The following is a 14,690-nucleotide window of genomic DNA, read 5'->3' as shown; positions in this document are numbered from 1 at the left end:
TCAGCGGTCCAAGCCACCGCCGCGGGCAGCCTCGGCGTCGAGTCGGTGCACGGACACGGCGTAGTCGCCCCCGTCGAATGGGGCACCCTCCCAGGTTGAGTAGCGAGCTTCGAGCGCGAGTCGATTGCGTTGCGCCAGCGCGTCATAGACGTGCAGTTGCAGGTACGCGTCGCTGAGTTGGAAGCCCGCCACGAGCACTCCGCCGGGCCGCAGATGCGCTGCCAGATTGGCCACCACGGCGGCCTCAGTGCCGCGCTCGAGGAAGATCATGACGTTGCCGGCGGCCACCACGGCGTCGAAGAGGCGCTGGTGACCAGCTGAGTCAGTGAGGATGCTGTTCGCGAGATCACCCTGCAGCCACGCCAGTTCGGGTGCTTTCTCGCGAGCGAGGTCGAGCATCGCGGGGTCCAGGTCGACACCGACGACCTCATAGCCGCGATGCGCGAACTCGATGGCCATGCGGCCCGTGCCGCAGCCCGCATCGAGCACGGCCGCTCCCGGCGGCGCCAGCCTCGTGACCAGGTCCACCTCGCCGTGCACGGACTCGCCACGCTCGGCCATCTGGGCCCAGCGCTCGTCGTAGGCGGTCCCTCGCGGGATGTCGCCTCGATCTTCCCAGCGGCTCAGCGGTCCTCCCAGTCCGGATCACGCCTCTCTGCGAAAGCGGAGGCACCTTCGATGGCATCTGCGGACCCGAAGACTTCCTCGAGCGCCGGCTGCTGGTACTCCCAGAAGCCGCCCTCAGTCACACCCAGCACGTCGCGGATGAGCCGCTTCGAGGCCCGAACGCCCATCGGCGCATTGCGAGCAATTCGTTCGCCGAGTTCCACGGCGACGTTGACCGCCTCGCCCTTCGGGCAGACTCGGTTGACCATGCCGTGCTGGTGCGCGACTTCAGCCGTGATCGGCTCTGCTGTCAACGCCATTTCCATGGCCAGGCTGTAGGGAAGCTGGCGCGGCAGGCGCAACAACGCGCCGGCGCCTGCGAACAGGCCCACGCCCACTTCCGGGATGCCCAGCATCGTGCCTTCAGAGGCCACGATGAGATCGCACGACAGCGCCACCTCCAGTCCGCCCGCCAAGGCGAAGCGCTCCACGGCCGCGATGAGCGGCTTTGCAGCACTGCGTTCGGCGATGCCGGCGAATCCGCGGCCAGGCGGGTTCGGCATGGCGTCGATGCCACCGCCGCTCACGAAGGCCTTGAGATCCATGCCTGCGCTGAAGCCGCGCCCCGCCCCGGTCAGAACACCGACCCGAACGTCGGGATTCGCATCAAGGTTGTCGAGTGCTTCGCCGAGTGCCTCCGAAAGTGCCATGTTGAACGAGTTCATGGCGTCGGGGCGGTTCAAGGTCAGGATCTGCACGTAGCCGCGCTGTTCGGTCAGCACAAGCGGTTCATCGCTCACGAGATCTCCTCCGTCGGTGAAGCGGTTGTTGGTCTGTCGGCAGTTTGACGCCATCGGCAGCGCCGACGGCGCCGACAGTAGCCTCGCCGCGCGGCGCGAACCCGGGGGCAGCCGCGGACTTGGGGTTGGGATGAACGGCGACGGCTCACCCGCAGCGAGCGAAGCTTCAGGCAGCGACGAGGTCCGCGACCTGCTCGCTCGCATCGAGATGGCCGAATCGACCGAGGCCCCGATGCTGGTGCAGCTCCTGGCTCGGACCCCCGAGCTCCAGCAGGCTCAAGGGGCGACCGCCCTGCGAACGGCCCGTGCGCTCAGTGTCCACGGCGGGCCACAGCTTCTGTCGATCGCCGGGGAGCTTGCCGCACGAGCGCACCGCGACGGCCAAGCCGGTGCTGGGGTCGTCTTCGCCGAGTGCGCCGACAAGATGAGCCTGCTCAGCGGTCGGCCGCAGCAATTCGGCACGGTGGTCACGAGACACCTCGGTGACCTGGTGCTCGCACCGATCGACGGCACCGTCGACGACGAGGCCCGCGCCCGCGTGGGCCTGCCCACGTTGACGCACCGCCTCACCGAGATCGATCGGAGAAACCGGGAACTTGCCCGAGAGCGAGCCGCTGAGGGGGGCCTTCCGCCGGGTCAGCGGATATGCCGGGTCTGGCGCGACCTCAGTCCCGAATTCCTGGCTGCCGAACTCGACGCCGACCCGGCCGGCTGCTGGAACGACGGCGACGAGCTCACCTTCGTCTGCCGCAGCGACGCCGCCGGCGTACTGCCCGGGCCCGTCATCGAACTACCCATGTGGCGGGTCGGCAAAGGCGACGACAGCGACCTGTGGGCGCTCAGCGTGCGCATCGAACGTCTTCCAGAAGCAGTGATCGGCTACGGTTTCTGGCCCCTTGACGACGCCGGAAGTCTGCTGGGCGGTCAGCGCGGTCCGGTGCCGCACCGCTTCCGAGGACCCGAGGCTCCCGCCGAGCTGCCCTCGCACCGTGGCGACGAACTGCAAGGCACGACGCAAGTGCACACGGTCGACAGCACCTCACTGCGCTCGAAGCGGAAGGCCACCGTGTACTTGCCGCCCCAGCACACGGCTTCGGAACGTCTGCCGGTGCTCTATGCCACAGACGGCAACATGACCGGCCCCTATATCCGGCGCCTTGACGCCGGGATCACGAACGGGACCGTACCCCGCTTCGTGCTGGTCGCGGCCCATGCTGCGCCAATGGGTGGCTATGGCAATGAGCGGGCCATGGAGTACCTGCCTGGCCTTGACAACGATCGCTTCGACCGCCATCAGCGCTTCTTTGTGGAGGAGCTGACGGCGTGGGCCGAACAGTTTCTTGGCGTCTCCGATGACCGAAACCAGCGCGGCGTATTCGGCGCATCCGATGGCGGCGGGCACGCGCTCACCGTCGGGCACATGCACCGCGACAAATTCGGCCACGTCATGGCCTATTCCACTGGAATGCCGCCGAACGAGCGCATGGACTGGAACTCCGCCGAGGCCCCGTTCGTTCACCTGTGCGCTGGAACGCTGGAGGGTGGCTTCCACCAAGCCACCGAGGCGTGGGCGGCGTGGCTGCACTTCGCGAAATCGCCCCACGAATGGACTGAGCGGGTCTGCGGGCACGATCTCATCCAGTGGATCGAGGAGCTGCCGCGCGCAATTGCACGCGCGTGGGGCTGACGCCCCACGCCGATGCACGCGCCATGGGCTCACGCCCCACGCCGTGGCCCGCTCCTGGGGCTGACGCCCCGCGGCGGGCCGCTCAGCCGTCGCGCAGCAGGTAGCGCTTGATCTTGCCAGTCGCTGTTTGGGGCAGTTCGTCCACAACGCTGACCCAACGCGGGTACTTGTAGGGCGCGAGACGCTCGCGCACGTGAATCTGAACCGCTTTGGCAAGGCTGTCAGTGGCCGTGCCGGGAACCGGCACCACGAAGGCGCTCGGCTTCGTGAGACCCGCTTCGTCGAGAGCGCCCACCACCGCGACGCTCAGCACACTTTCCATCTCCAAGATGCAGGCCTCGACCTCGGCGGGTGACACCCAGATGCCGCTGACCTTCATCATGTCGTCGGTACGCCCTAGACAGGCGTAGGTGCCATCGGGATTGCGCACGTAGGTATCGCCAGTCGCGAGGAACCGGCCGTGTAGCGCCTTGCGGTTCTGCTCGGTGCGATTCCAGTAGCCCGCCATGACCGACTCGAAGGCGACGTGCAATGCGCCCGGCTCCCCGTCGGGTACCTCGTTGCCGTATTCGTCGCGGAGCGACACCTCGCAGCCGTCGATCGGCGTCCCGCTCGTGCCCGGCACCGAAGCGCCCGGCCGGTTGGTGATGACGATGTGCACGATCTCGGTGGTTCCCAATCCATCGAGGATCTCCACGCCGAAGCGTTCGTGGAATCTCCGACCGATGTCTGCAGGAAGAGGTTCACCAGCGGAAACGGCCTGGCGGACCGACGCGAACGTGTCGACCGGGAGATCTGCAGCGAGCAGCTGCGCATACGAGGTCGGGACGCCGAAGTACAGCGTCGGCTGGTACCGGGTCACATGTGCGGCGATGTCGTCAGGCGTCGGGCGGGCCGGGTTGAGCACAACCTTGGCTCCAGTGGCGGGAGGGAAGTAACCGGCATTGCCCAAGCCGTAGGCGAAGAACAGCTTTGCGACCGAATAGACCGTGTCGCTGGGCCCCATGCCCAAGATGTCGACTGCGTACCGGTCGGTGACAGCGCTCATGTCGGTGTGCCGATGCATGGCGCCCTTGGGATGGCCGGTCGTGCCAGACGTGTACAGCCAGAATGCGACGTCATCGTCGATGGCCACGAACGGATCGCCAGCGGCCGCAGGGTCACCAAGACCGGAGTCATCGGTGTCGTCGAGCGTCCATTCCAGAAACGGCTGGTCATCGGCGGCCGGCAAGATCTCAGCGGCGAAGGGCGGCGAGTACACCAGGCCTACAGCGCGGCTGTCCCCAAGCAAGAACCGGTAATCGGCAGTACGAAACAGCGTCGAGACCGGAACCGGCACCGCGCCAATCCACATGGCTCCCCAGAACCACCACAGGAACGCCGGGGTGTCGGCACAACACAGCATCACTCGCTGCTCGCGCTGTAGGCCGCGTTCAGCCAGCGCAGCAGCGGCGGCGCGCACGCGCTCGGCCAGTTCGGCCCGGGTCAACTGGCTGCCGCTCGGGGCGTCAACCACCGCTACTGCGTCGGGAGCGGCCGACGCTGGCTCAATGACGAAACGGTAGACAGCGTTCGCGTTCACGCCTGGCCTCCGCGGTGATGCCGGTGTCGTTGCGAACACTAACGATGCGCCGACACTCCGCCATTCGCTGCGACTCATGCAGGACTCAGGTTGTGCGGGTGGCGGCCGGGCTGCACACTCGTCGCGTGAGCACCGAACACGGCGTGTACCTCGACTTCTTCGGCGATCACCGTCCGTGGCGGCATTGGACTCTTCGGGTGGACGGTCCGGTCGCCACACTCACCATGGGAGTGCAGCCCGACGGCGGCATTTTCGAGGGCTGCGAGCTGAAGCTGAACAGCTACGACATGGGCGTCGAGCTGGAGTTCGCAGACGCCATCCGCCGCATCCGCTTCGAGCACCCGAGTGTCGGATGCGTCGTGATCGAAAGCGGCTACGACGGGGTCTTCTGTGCCGGTGCCAACATTCGTGCGCTGGCAGCCGCCCCGCATACCCACAAGGTGAACCTCTGCAAGTTCACCAATGAGACCCGGCTGGAGCTGGAAGAGGCCTCAGAGCACAGCGGGCTGCGATTCCTCGCGGCGGTGGGTGGTGCGTGCTCGGGCGGCGGTTACGAACTGGCGCTTGCCACCGACCACATCCTGCTCGTGGACGATCGCAACACGGCAGTGTCTTTGCCCGAAGTGCCACTGCTCGGAGTCCTGCCCGGCACCGGCGGGCTGACCCGGCTAACCGACAAGCGGCACGTTCGTCGTGACCGGGCCGATGTGTTCGCCACCAAGGCCGAAGGACTGCGGGGACGGGTGGCGCTCGAATGGGGCCTGGTCGACGAGTTGGCGCCGCGGACGACGTTTGCCGAGGCGGTGGGCGCGCGGGCGGCTGCATTGGCTGCGAAGAGCCGCTCCAGCGGCCCCTCTGCAAACAGGGAACCGATGGCGCTCGAGCCGCTCGGCTTGCACCCCAATGACGACGGCAGCGTGATCGGCGAGTTCGTGGCGATGGCACCGGATCGTGAACGCGCGTGCGCCGAGGTGCTGATCACAGCAAGTCCCGACCCCGCGTGGCCGTTGCGAGCCACTCGGGAGCTGGATGCGCTGCTGTGCCACCTGCGCTTCAACGAGACCGAACTGGGCACGATTGTGCTGTTCACAGACGGCATCCACGCAGACGTGACAGCCCATGACCGCGCCCTGGGCGAACCCGCCAGCCATGCCGAGCTCGAGACCGCCTTGCTGTGGCGACGGACCCTGTCTCGCCTTGACCTCACTGCTCGCACACTCATCGCAGCAATCGAGCCTGGTTCGTGCTTTGCCGGCGTGCTTGCCGAGCTGGCACTGGCTGCCGACCGCACGTACATCCTCGACGGCGAATTTGTCGACGACCGTCCCGGCGATGCCGTGGGGGCGCGCGTGCATGCCCTGCGAAGCGAGGCGATCGGAGCTCATGAGCCCGCCGTCCTACTGTGCTCCGAGCTCAGCCTGGGCACGATGCCGATGGCCAACGACCTCACACGGCTGCAGTCGCGGCTGTGGGGCGACGAGGCGGCCATTGCCGAAGCCGCCCGCACCATCGGCACCCCGCTCGACGCGCAGGCCGCTGCAGAGGTTGGCTTGGCGACCGCGACGCCCGACGATCTCGACTGGGATGACGACTTGCGGTTGGCGATCGAAGAGCGCGCCGCCTTCTCCCCCGATGCACTGACCGCCATGGAGGCCAACCACCGGTTCTGTGGCCCCGAGACCATGGCGACAAAGATCTTCGGGAGGTTGTCGGCTTGGCAGAACTGGATCTTCATTCGTCCGAACGCAACCGGACCACAGGGCGCGTTGACCCGTTACGGCACCGGGACTCGCCCGATCTACGCCCCAGACCGCGTCTAAGGTCCCGCGTCTAACCTCGCCGGGCGGCAGCGACGCCCCGAGGCGCAAGCACACCCCGCTGGAACGCACATGACCAGGGTCGACTACAGCGAGCGCATCCCCAACAATGTCGGGCTCTCGCAGGATCGGCGACTGCAGCGTGCGCTGGAGGGCTGGCAGCCCAAGTTCGCCCGCTGGTGGGACAAGTTGGGCCCCGCCGGCTTCTCGGGAAACGACGTCTACCTGCGCACCGCAACCGACACGAGTGCCGAGGGTTGGGCCCACTTCGACTACGTGAAGATGCCCGATTACCGCTGGGGCATCTTTCTCTCGGCGCCAAAACCCGACCGCCGCATCGGCTTCGGCGAGTCGATGGGCGAGCCGGTATGGCCGGAGGTTCCGGGCGAGTTCCGCAGCGAGCTGCGCCGGCTGATCGTGGTCCAAGGCGACACCGAACCAGCCTCGGTGGAACAGCAGCGCTACCTCGGCCACACCGCCCCGTCGCTGTACGACCTGCGCAACCTCTTCCAGATCAATGTCGAGGAGGGCCGCCACCTGTGGGCGATGGTGTACCTGCTCCACGCGCACTTCGGCCGGGACGGCCGCGACGAGGCCGAGGCCCTGCTTGAGCGGCACTCGGGAGACCCCGACAATCCCCGCATCCTGAACGCCTTCAACGAGAAGACCTCCGACTGGCTCTCGTTCCTGGCGTTCACCTATTTCACCGACCGCGACGGCAAGTACCAGCTCGGCGCCCTTGCCGAGTCGGCGTTCGATCCGCTCGCCAGGACGTGCGAATTCATGCTGCGCGAGGAAGCGCACCACATGTTCGTCGGCGCTACCGGCCTGGGCCGGGTTGTGCAGCGCACCTGCGAAGTGATGGTCGAACACGACACCGACGACGTTCGCGCCTTCGGCGCCATCGACCTGCCGACCCTGCAGAAGTACATCAACTTTCACTACACGGTCTCGCTCGACCTGTTCGGCGCCGAGGCTTCCACCAACGGCGCGAACTTCTACACCGCCGGACTCAAGGGACGCTTCGACGAAGCCAACTACCACGATGACCATGTGCTCACGTCGTCCACGTTCGCCTGTACTGAGGTGGTCGACGGCGCCATGGCCGCCGTGGAGCGGCCCTCACTGCAGGTAGTGAACCTGCAACTGCGCGACTCGTATTCCGAGGACTGCCTGAAGGGGCTGCGGCGCTGGAACCGGCTGATCGCCGAGGCCGGCATTGAGGCTGAGTTGACGCTTCCGCACCCTGGCTTCAACCGCGCCGTGGGCGTGTTCGCCCCCTATGACATCACGCCTGACGGCCGCGTCGTCGACAGAGCTGAATGGGAGGCTTCGTGCGAGGACTGGCTGCCCACTGACGCCGACCGCGACTACATCAACTCGCTCATGTCGCCCGTCTATGAGCCGGGGCGCATGGCCGCTTGGATCGCTCCCCCGGGTCGCGGCATCAACACCCGGCCCGTCGCCTACGAATACGTGCGCCTGTAGCCAGAATGAACGTCGAAGACGGTCGCATCCAGATCGACGCGGTCGGCATCGCGTACCGCCGGCTCACTCCCGAATGCTCCGAAGCTGGGCACCTCAACAGCGATGGCAGTCCCACGATCGTGATGCTGCACGAGGGGCTCGGCAGCATCACCCAATGGCGTGACCTACCCGAGGTGCTGACACGCCAGTGCGGACTCGAGGTCGTCGCCTACGACCGAGGCGGCTACGGACGATCCGACCCGCTGCCGGCGAACTACAGCGACGGCTTCATGGAACGCGAGGCAACCAACGTGTTGCCTGCGGTGCTCGAGGGGCTCGCTGTGAGCCGACCCATCCTGATCGGCCACAGCGACGGAGCCTCGATCGCACTGATCGCTGCCGCTCTGGGCTCGGTGACGCCACTCGGTGTGGCCGTCATCGCACCGCACACGTTCATTGAAGACATCTGCATTGAGGGCATCCGAGCGATTGACACCCAGAGCGACAAGGTCATTTCCGGACTTGCCCGCCATCACGACAACCCACGGCTCGCATTCGAGCGCTGGCGCGATGCCTGGCTGACCGATGAGTTCCGACACTGGGACATTCGGCCCCTGCTGGAACGCATTGCCTGCGGGGTGCTTGTGCTGCAGGGAGACGGCGATCAGTACGGCACCGATGCCCAGGTATGGACCATCACCCAGAACGTGAACGGTGCAACCGGGCACATTCTCGATGACTGCGGCCACGTCGCCCACCGCGACCAGCCTGAACAGATCGCCGGCTACTTGGTCGAGTTCGTCTCAGACTGCCTGTCAACCGGAAGTTGACCGAGCACGGTCGCAAGCGCGTCGGCTGCGACGACGTCGGGTGCTTCGAACGGTCCGAAATGGCTCAGACCCGCATAGGTGATCAAGCGTGAATTTGCCAGCGCCTCATGGGCAGGGACGCCGATGTCCTCGAAGGTCATTTCCAGCCCCTTGCCGATGACAATGTCCGTTTCGCTGCCTTGCAGGCGGGTGGTCGTCGAGGTCCACTCGCCGTCGTAGGTCGCCGCCTCGTCGGCCGCACGGCAGCGCAGGCGCACGGTCCCATCGGGCAGGTCTTCGAATCCGTTCGTGATGTAGCTGTGCAGTGCGTCGGCGCGCACCCCGCCGAATGGTGGCCGGGAGGCAAACCGCTCGAAGGCCTCACCACGTGAAGAAAAGACCTCCCGACGGTTTGTGGTGACAGCAATCAAGGGGTTCTCCCCGGGCCCGAACACTTCCTCTGCACGCCACACGACGGGCTCGTAGCCGTACATGCGCCGGATGGTGCCGGGTCGCTGGGCGTCCGCCAGCAGCAGCGTTGCCGCGCCGATGGAGTGACCGACGCAGTCCAGCTCGCCCGCAGCGATGCCGAGATGGTCGGTGACGGCCAGGAGATCACGCGCCAGCGTGGTCCACAGAAAGTCCCTGCCGACAGGCGGTGGGCTCCAGCCATGCGCTCGAAGGTCGGGCGCCCACACCGTGAAGTGCTCGGCGAGTCGACCGGTGAGCGGCCCATAGGTACGGCCGTTGAAACCAGTGGCGTGCACGAACAGCAGCGGCGGCCCGGCTCCGCCGAGGCGGTGCAGCGCAAGCTCGACACCGTCGCCCACGTGGACCATGTCGGGTGCCGGGATGCCGCCGTCAGGTCCACTCATGTCTGCGAGACGTGTGTGCTAGCCATGCGCGCATGAGTACTACAGACGCCGCCCCGGCTGCCGAGCAATCCCCCGATCTTGAGTTCTTCTGGGATCCGGTCTGCCCGTTCGCCTGGATTACCTCGCGCTGGGTGGAAAAGGTGATCGCTCAGACCGGCTACTCCGTGGACTGGCGCTTCATCTCGTTGCGCGTCCTGAATCGGCACCGCGATTACGCCACTGAATTCCCGCCGGGGTACGAGCAAGGACATACCGCGGGTCTCCGGATGCTGCGGGTGGCCGCCAAGGTGCGAGCTGAGCTGGGCCGGGACGTCATGGGCCCGCTGTACGACGCAATGGGTCAGCACTACTGGGAGATGCCCAAGGGCTCGGGCCTGCGGGATCGCATCGGCACCGCGGAGCACACCGCGGAGGCACTGGCAACCGCCGGGCTGCCCACGGAGTACGCGTTTGCGGTCGACGACGACTCCTGGGACGCCGAGATCTCCGCCGAGACCGAGCTGGCGCTCAGTCGCACCGGCCGCGATGTCGGCACGCCGATCATCACCTTTGAACCGCCGGACGGTTTGTCGTTCTTCGGCCCGGTGATCTCGCGAGTTCCCTCCGACGAACAGGCAGTGCCGCTGTGGAATGCCGTCATCGAGCTGGCCCGCTTCCCGGGTTTTGCCGAGCTGAAGCGATCCCTGCGCGAATCCCCGCAGCTGAACGTTCTCGGCACCCTCACCGACGCGCCCGAAATGGAGGATTGGGAAGCAGGCTCCCGTAAGGCCCACAAGCCGAGCTGAGCACACTCCCCGACTCCGCCCGGCGTCTTGGCTCAAGCGTCGAAGCGATAGGCCTCAGCGCGGGGCTTGAGTGGGCGAGACAGCCACAGCGGGCGGCGGAGCCCTCCCGGACCGGGAGCCGGCCGCGTCATCGCGAGCCACTCCTCGTACGCCTCCCGAGCGCGCGCCGTGTCAACCACGACATCGCCGTAGCGATCGTCGGCTTCGGCCGGTCCCACGCGCACCCGCTGGTGCCAGCACTGCATGCCGGAGATCGGGTCGGGCTGCACTGAGAACGTCAGGTTCTGGTGCACTCCCGTGTCGTTCCACCACACACGCTCGGTGTCGGGATCATCGGAAGCGAATGGCGTCATCGAACCCGTGCGGCGCATCCGCCATACGGTGCCCTGCCGGTCAATCTCTGCAGGGCCTCCGGCCCACGACCTCGGCCCTGCGCCATCACCGTTGGGGCCGGAGCTATGAGAGCCACCGGCGGCAACAGGATCGAGCCGCCAGCGGCCCATGTGGTGCGACGCCGCTACCACGCCGGGGCGGATCCCCTCGGTCCGCCACGCCGAGATGACGAAATGGCCGATGCGGGTGGTGATCCGCACGAGCCCGCCGACCTCGATTCCCAGGGCTTCGGCATCCGAGGGGTGGATCCACAGCGGATGTCGATGACTGATTTCTGACAGCCACTTGGAGTTCGCAGACCGGGTGTGTATGAGCGTCGGGATGCGGAAGGTCGGCAACAGAATCCGCTCAGTGCCTGCCAGATCCAGCTGCTGCCAGTGGACATGACTGGGAATCCAGCCGGGTGTCGCATGCTCGGGCCAGCCCCAATCGGCCAGGGTCGTCGAGTACAGCTCGAGCTTTCGAGAGGGCGTCGGGAATCCGTGACGGGCCGCTCCCGCAACCTGCACCGCCACTGAGCCATCCCCGAGCGGGGGCAGCGAGGTGTTCACATCACGGATTGTGTCGCGCTGGGGCCGGTAGACGGCATCGTCACCGAGCACGGTGCCAGCGAGCTGCGAGGGCTGAACGACGCGCTCATGGTGACCATAGGGATCGCCTCGAACGGCGTAGGCGCCCCGGTCACGCATGAACTCGAGCGGGGTCTGTCCCGCGGCAGCAGCGTCGTCGGCCAAGCCCGGCACCTCGTCGGTGAAGATTGCCTCGTAGTACTCGTCGATGCTGATGGGCTCACCCGGCCGGGACGGGCTCTCGAACCACTGGCGGATGCCGAGCGAGCCGTCCGGATCAATCCGCCAGGACAGGTCAATCCAGAACTCGTTCTCCTCCCAGACCTCGCCTGGGTTGAACTCGTGCGTTCTGCTGTCGGGGCCGACATCTTTGCCCCGCAGTTCGGCATACCGGCGCATGACCGGCTGGCGGAATCCCAGCCATTGGCCTGCGTGAGTCTCGAACGATGCCAGATCGTGGCGCTCCGAGCCAACGCCCATCGGCAGCACGTAGTCGGCGAACCACGCTGTCTCCGACCAGGTCGGCGTGAGCGAAACGTGGCAGCCCACGCGCTCAGGATCACTCAAGGCTTCCAGCCAGCTGAACCCGTCAGGGTTCGTCCACACCGGGTTGTAGACGCGCGTGAAGTAGGTGTCGAGCCGGCCCCTGCCCTCGCGCAGGAAATGCGGCAGCAGGATCGACATCTCGTGATGGCTGAGCGGATACTCAGGCGGCCAGGACAGCTCGTTCCAGTGCCCGACCGGCGGCGGCCGCAGCGGCGGTGCCGGCTTGATCTTGTGCCAGCCAGCCCCAGTCGTGCCCCCTACGGTGCCGACTGACCCGGTGAGCACGTTGAGCAGGAACAGGCAGCGCGCCGTCTGCCAGCCGCCGAGGTTGCCCGCCCCGGCGGCCCGCCAGTTGTGAGATGCGAAGCGACCGAACGCCCCTCCGATGGCCTCCGCGATCTTGCGAAGTTCGTCGGCGTCCACCCCGCACAGGTGTGCCGCGCGCTCAGGGGTGTAGCGGGCATACGCGTCGCGCAGGGCCACCTCGACCGACTCGAATGTCGGCGGAAGATCGGGTCGAGTCTTGGCCAGGTAGGTCTGCCAGTTCGTCCAGCGGTGGACAAACGCACGGTCCCACGTGCCAGCCTCCAGCAGCAGGTGGGCCAGGCTCAGCAGCAGGACCGGTTCGGTTCCAGGCCACGCCGGCAGCCAGTGATCGGCCTTGGCTCCGGTGTTCGACAGCCTCGGATCGACGCAGATGACCGTGGCGCCCCGCTGCTGGGCCTCGATGATGCGCTGGGCATGCGGATTGAAGTAGTGCCCGGCCTCGAGATGGCTCGAGATGAGGAAGATGACCTCGGCATTGGCAAAGTCCGATGAGGGACGGTCATGCCCCATCCAGGTCGCATAGCCCACGCGGGCGCTGGAGGAGCACACGTTGGTGTGGCTGTTGTGGCCGTCGATGCCCCATGCAGTCAGCACCCGCTCGGTGTAGCCGTCCTCGCCGGCTCGGCCGACGTGATACATGATCTCGTCCCGGCGGTCCTCGACGATGGCTGTCCGGATCCGCGCCGCGATCTCGGTCAAGGCCTCGTCCCAGCTGACGCGCTCCCAGCCTCCCCCGCCGCGCTCGCCGGTTCTACGCAGCGGGTACAGGATCCGCTCGGTGTCGTGGACCTGGTTGATCGTGGCCGGCCCCTTGGCGCAATTGCGTCCCCGCGATGCGGGGTGTTCGGGGTTCCCTTCGAATCGAACGACCTCGTCGGTGTCCCGGTCGATATAGGCGACCAACCCGCACGCCGCTTCGCAGTTGAAGCAGGTGGTGGGCACCAGCGTGTAGTTGCGCTCGATGCGCTCGGGCCAGGAGGCTGCGTCGAGCTCGGTCCAGTGATGCCATTGCTCGTGCGGCGGCGAAGCCCTGAGCCCGATGCCATCGGGACCGCTGGGGGGGGACCCGGCGGTGTCGGCGGCGGGGCGATCCGTCATGACAGCGGCGCTGCCTGTGCGGCACGCAGGTACTCACGGTCATGTCGCCACAGCCACGCCAGCAGCGCGGCGGCGATGACCGGGGTCCAGGCAAAAGCGATGGCGTTGGCTCGCAGGGCGAGGTAGGAACCCCAGACCGCACCCCCGCCCAGCACGGCTTCGCCGGTCAGTCGAGCGATGAGCACCAGCACTGGCCGGTCCGCCCACATCGGACGGCCGCGGCACTGATGCAGCAACAACGCGGTGTACGCAGCGGTCAGCAGCGAGCACACCGCTGTCGGGCCGATCAGCACGACGAACCAGGTCGAGCCGCCCCACAAGCCCGCGACGCCCCACAGCGTCACCAACGCTGCGTCGGCCATGATCACCCACGCACCCGCCGTGATCCAGCTGCGAAGCCGTCCCTTGGCGAACAGGTACCAGAAACGCTCTGGCCGCTTCAGGTCGGCGATCAGCAGCACGCCGGTCACCGCCAGCGCGACGAGCGCTATCGCGGCTGGCCCCGTGGCGACGGCCGCTCGGTCGTCCCAGCCCAGCAGCGCAGCCGCGGCGGCCCAGAGCATCACGCCTGCTGCCACGCCCTTGGTGACCAGGTAGCCGGCGACCTTGGCCCCCCACGGCTCAGCGTGAGGCACCGTGTACGCCGTCCGTGTCGCCGTGCTCGATGCCGGGCTCGATGGCCAGGTTGCGCTGCCAGTCCAATCCGACCAGATCAGCCCGTCGTCAGCCACGGGGCGTGCCAGTGGGTCGAGGGCTTCGGGCACCGTTCCCGCGTAATGCACCTTCGGCAACGTTCGGCGCTCGGGAGCGCGGACCGGCAACTCCTCGCGGCGAATTCGCTCTGCGGTGGGGTCAGCGGGATCGTCATGATCCACCACCGTGATGGCGCGCGTCGGACATACCGACACGCATGAAGGCTCCAGCCCGACCTCGAGCCGGTGCTGGCAGAAATTGCACTTGTGCGCCGTTCCGGTATTCGGCGAGATGTACAGCGCGTCATAGGGGCACGCGTTCATGCAGCCCTTGCAGCCGATGCAGCGGGATTCGTCGAAGTCCACCACGCCGTTCGATGCCCGGAACAGGGCGCCGGTCGGGCAAATCGAGATGCAGGGGGCGTCGTCGCAGTGATTGCAGCGCATCACGGCGAAGTGCCGCTGAGTGTCGGGGAACTCGCCGGTCTCGACGTAGTTGACCCACGTCCGGTTGACACCGAGCGGCACGTCGTGCTCGCTCTTGCACGCCACCGTGCACGCATGGCAGCCAATGCACGCGCCGCTGTCCAACAGGAACCCAAGGCGCGTCACGGTCATAGGTTCCCACAGATCACCT

11 protein-coding genes are annotated in these 14,690 nt (G+C 67.0%); 5 read left to right on the top strand and 6 right to left on the bottom strand.

What is annotated here, in order from left to right; genetic code table 11:
* Complete coding sequence (locus ACPXYO_RS14590) at positions 1-627, bottom strand: class I SAM-dependent methyltransferase (RefSeq protein WP_423923873.1); 627 nt, start codon at positions 625-627, stop codon at positions 1-3.
* Positions 624-1,406 carry a crotonase/enoyl-CoA hydratase family protein gene (locus ACPXYO_RS14585; RefSeq protein WP_423921943.1) on the bottom strand — a complete coding sequence of 261 codons (783 nt, stop codon included), beginning with the start codon at positions 1,404-1,406 and terminating at the stop codon, positions 624-626. Before ACPXYO_RS14585 ends, ACPXYO_RS14590 begins: the two co-directional genes overlap by 4 nt.
* A 130-nt stretch (positions 1,407-1,536) precedes the next feature.
* On the opposite strand from ACPXYO_RS14585, the gene ACPXYO_RS14580 reads away from it, so the two are divergent.
* Positions 1,537-3,093: an alpha/beta hydrolase gene (locus tag ACPXYO_RS14580; RefSeq protein WP_423921941.1), complete on the top strand. Its 1,557-nt coding sequence runs from the start codon at positions 1,537-1,539 to the stop codon at positions 3,091-3,093.
* An 82-nt stretch (positions 3,094-3,175) separates the two neighbouring features.
* On the opposite strand, the gene ACPXYO_RS14575 is transcribed toward ACPXYO_RS14580, so the two are convergent.
* Complete coding sequence (locus ACPXYO_RS14575; RefSeq protein ID WP_423921938.1) at positions 3,176-4,675, bottom strand: benzoate-CoA ligase family protein; 1,500 nt, start codon at positions 4,673-4,675, stop codon at positions 3,176-3,178.
* Between the two features lie 125 nt (positions 4,676-4,800).
* Between ACPXYO_RS14575 and ACPXYO_RS14570 the strand changes: the two genes are divergently transcribed.
* The 3 genes from ACPXYO_RS14570 to ACPXYO_RS14560 all read left to right on the top strand — a co-directional run bounded on the left by ACPXYO_RS14570 (position 4,801) and on the right by ACPXYO_RS14560 (position 8,789).
* On the top strand, positions 4,801-6,495 hold the full coding sequence (locus ACPXYO_RS14570) for an enoyl-CoA hydratase-related protein (RefSeq protein ID WP_423921935.1): 1,695 nt from the start codon (positions 4,801-4,803) through the stop codon (positions 6,493-6,495).
* 69 nt (positions 6,496-6,564) lie between these two features.
* Positions 6,565-7,980 (top strand): benzoyl-CoA 2,3-epoxidase subunit BoxB, encoded by a 1,416-nt coding sequence (boxB, locus tag ACPXYO_RS14565; protein WP_423921932.1) that lies wholly within the window; start codon positions 6,565-6,567, stop codon positions 7,978-7,980.
* Positions 7,981-7,985: 5 nt separating this feature from the next.
* Entirely contained in the window at positions 7,986-8,789 is an 804-nt protein-coding gene (locus ACPXYO_RS14560; RefSeq protein WP_423921929.1) for an alpha/beta fold hydrolase, read from the top strand.
* Here the strand turns inward: ACPXYO_RS14560 and ACPXYO_RS14555 are convergent.
* Positions 8,744-9,643, bottom strand: a complete 900-nt coding sequence (locus ACPXYO_RS14555; RefSeq protein WP_423921927.1) for an alpha/beta fold hydrolase — start codon at positions 9,641-9,643, stop codon at positions 8,744-8,746. The two genes, ACPXYO_RS14560 and ACPXYO_RS14555, sit on opposite strands and share 46 nt — an antisense overlap.
* Positions 9,644-9,675: 32 nt before the next feature.
* On the opposite strand from ACPXYO_RS14555, the gene ACPXYO_RS14550 reads away from it, so the two are divergent.
* Positions 9,676-10,428, top strand: coding sequence for a hypothetical protein (locus ACPXYO_RS14550; protein ID WP_423921924.1), 753 nt, complete (start codon positions 9,676-9,678; stop codon positions 10,426-10,428).
* 32 nt (positions 10,429-10,460) lie between these two features.
* On the opposite strand, the gene ACPXYO_RS14545 is transcribed toward ACPXYO_RS14550, so the two are convergent.
* Both ACPXYO_RS14545 and ACPXYO_RS14540 read right to left on the bottom strand, forming a co-directional pair.
* Entirely contained in the window at positions 10,461-13,361 is a 2,901-nt protein-coding gene (locus ACPXYO_RS14545; RefSeq protein ID WP_423921922.1) for a molybdopterin-dependent oxidoreductase, read from the bottom strand.
* Positions 13,358-14,665 (bottom strand): 4Fe-4S dicluster domain-containing protein, encoded by a 1,308-nt coding sequence (locus ACPXYO_RS14540; RefSeq protein ID WP_423921919.1) that lies wholly within the window; start codon positions 14,663-14,665, stop codon positions 13,358-13,360. Before ACPXYO_RS14540 ends, ACPXYO_RS14545 begins: the two co-directional genes overlap by 4 nt.
* Between the last annotated feature and the right edge of the window lie 25 nt (positions 14,666-14,690).

The organism is Candidatus Poriferisodalis sp. (assembly GCF_965237655.1).
Lineage (GTDB): Bacteria > Actinomycetota > Acidimicrobiia > Acidimicrobiales > Poriferisodalaceae > Poriferisodalis.
The sequence above is the reverse complement of the archived record's forward strand: the minus strand, read 5'-3'. Positions and strand labels throughout refer to the sequence as shown.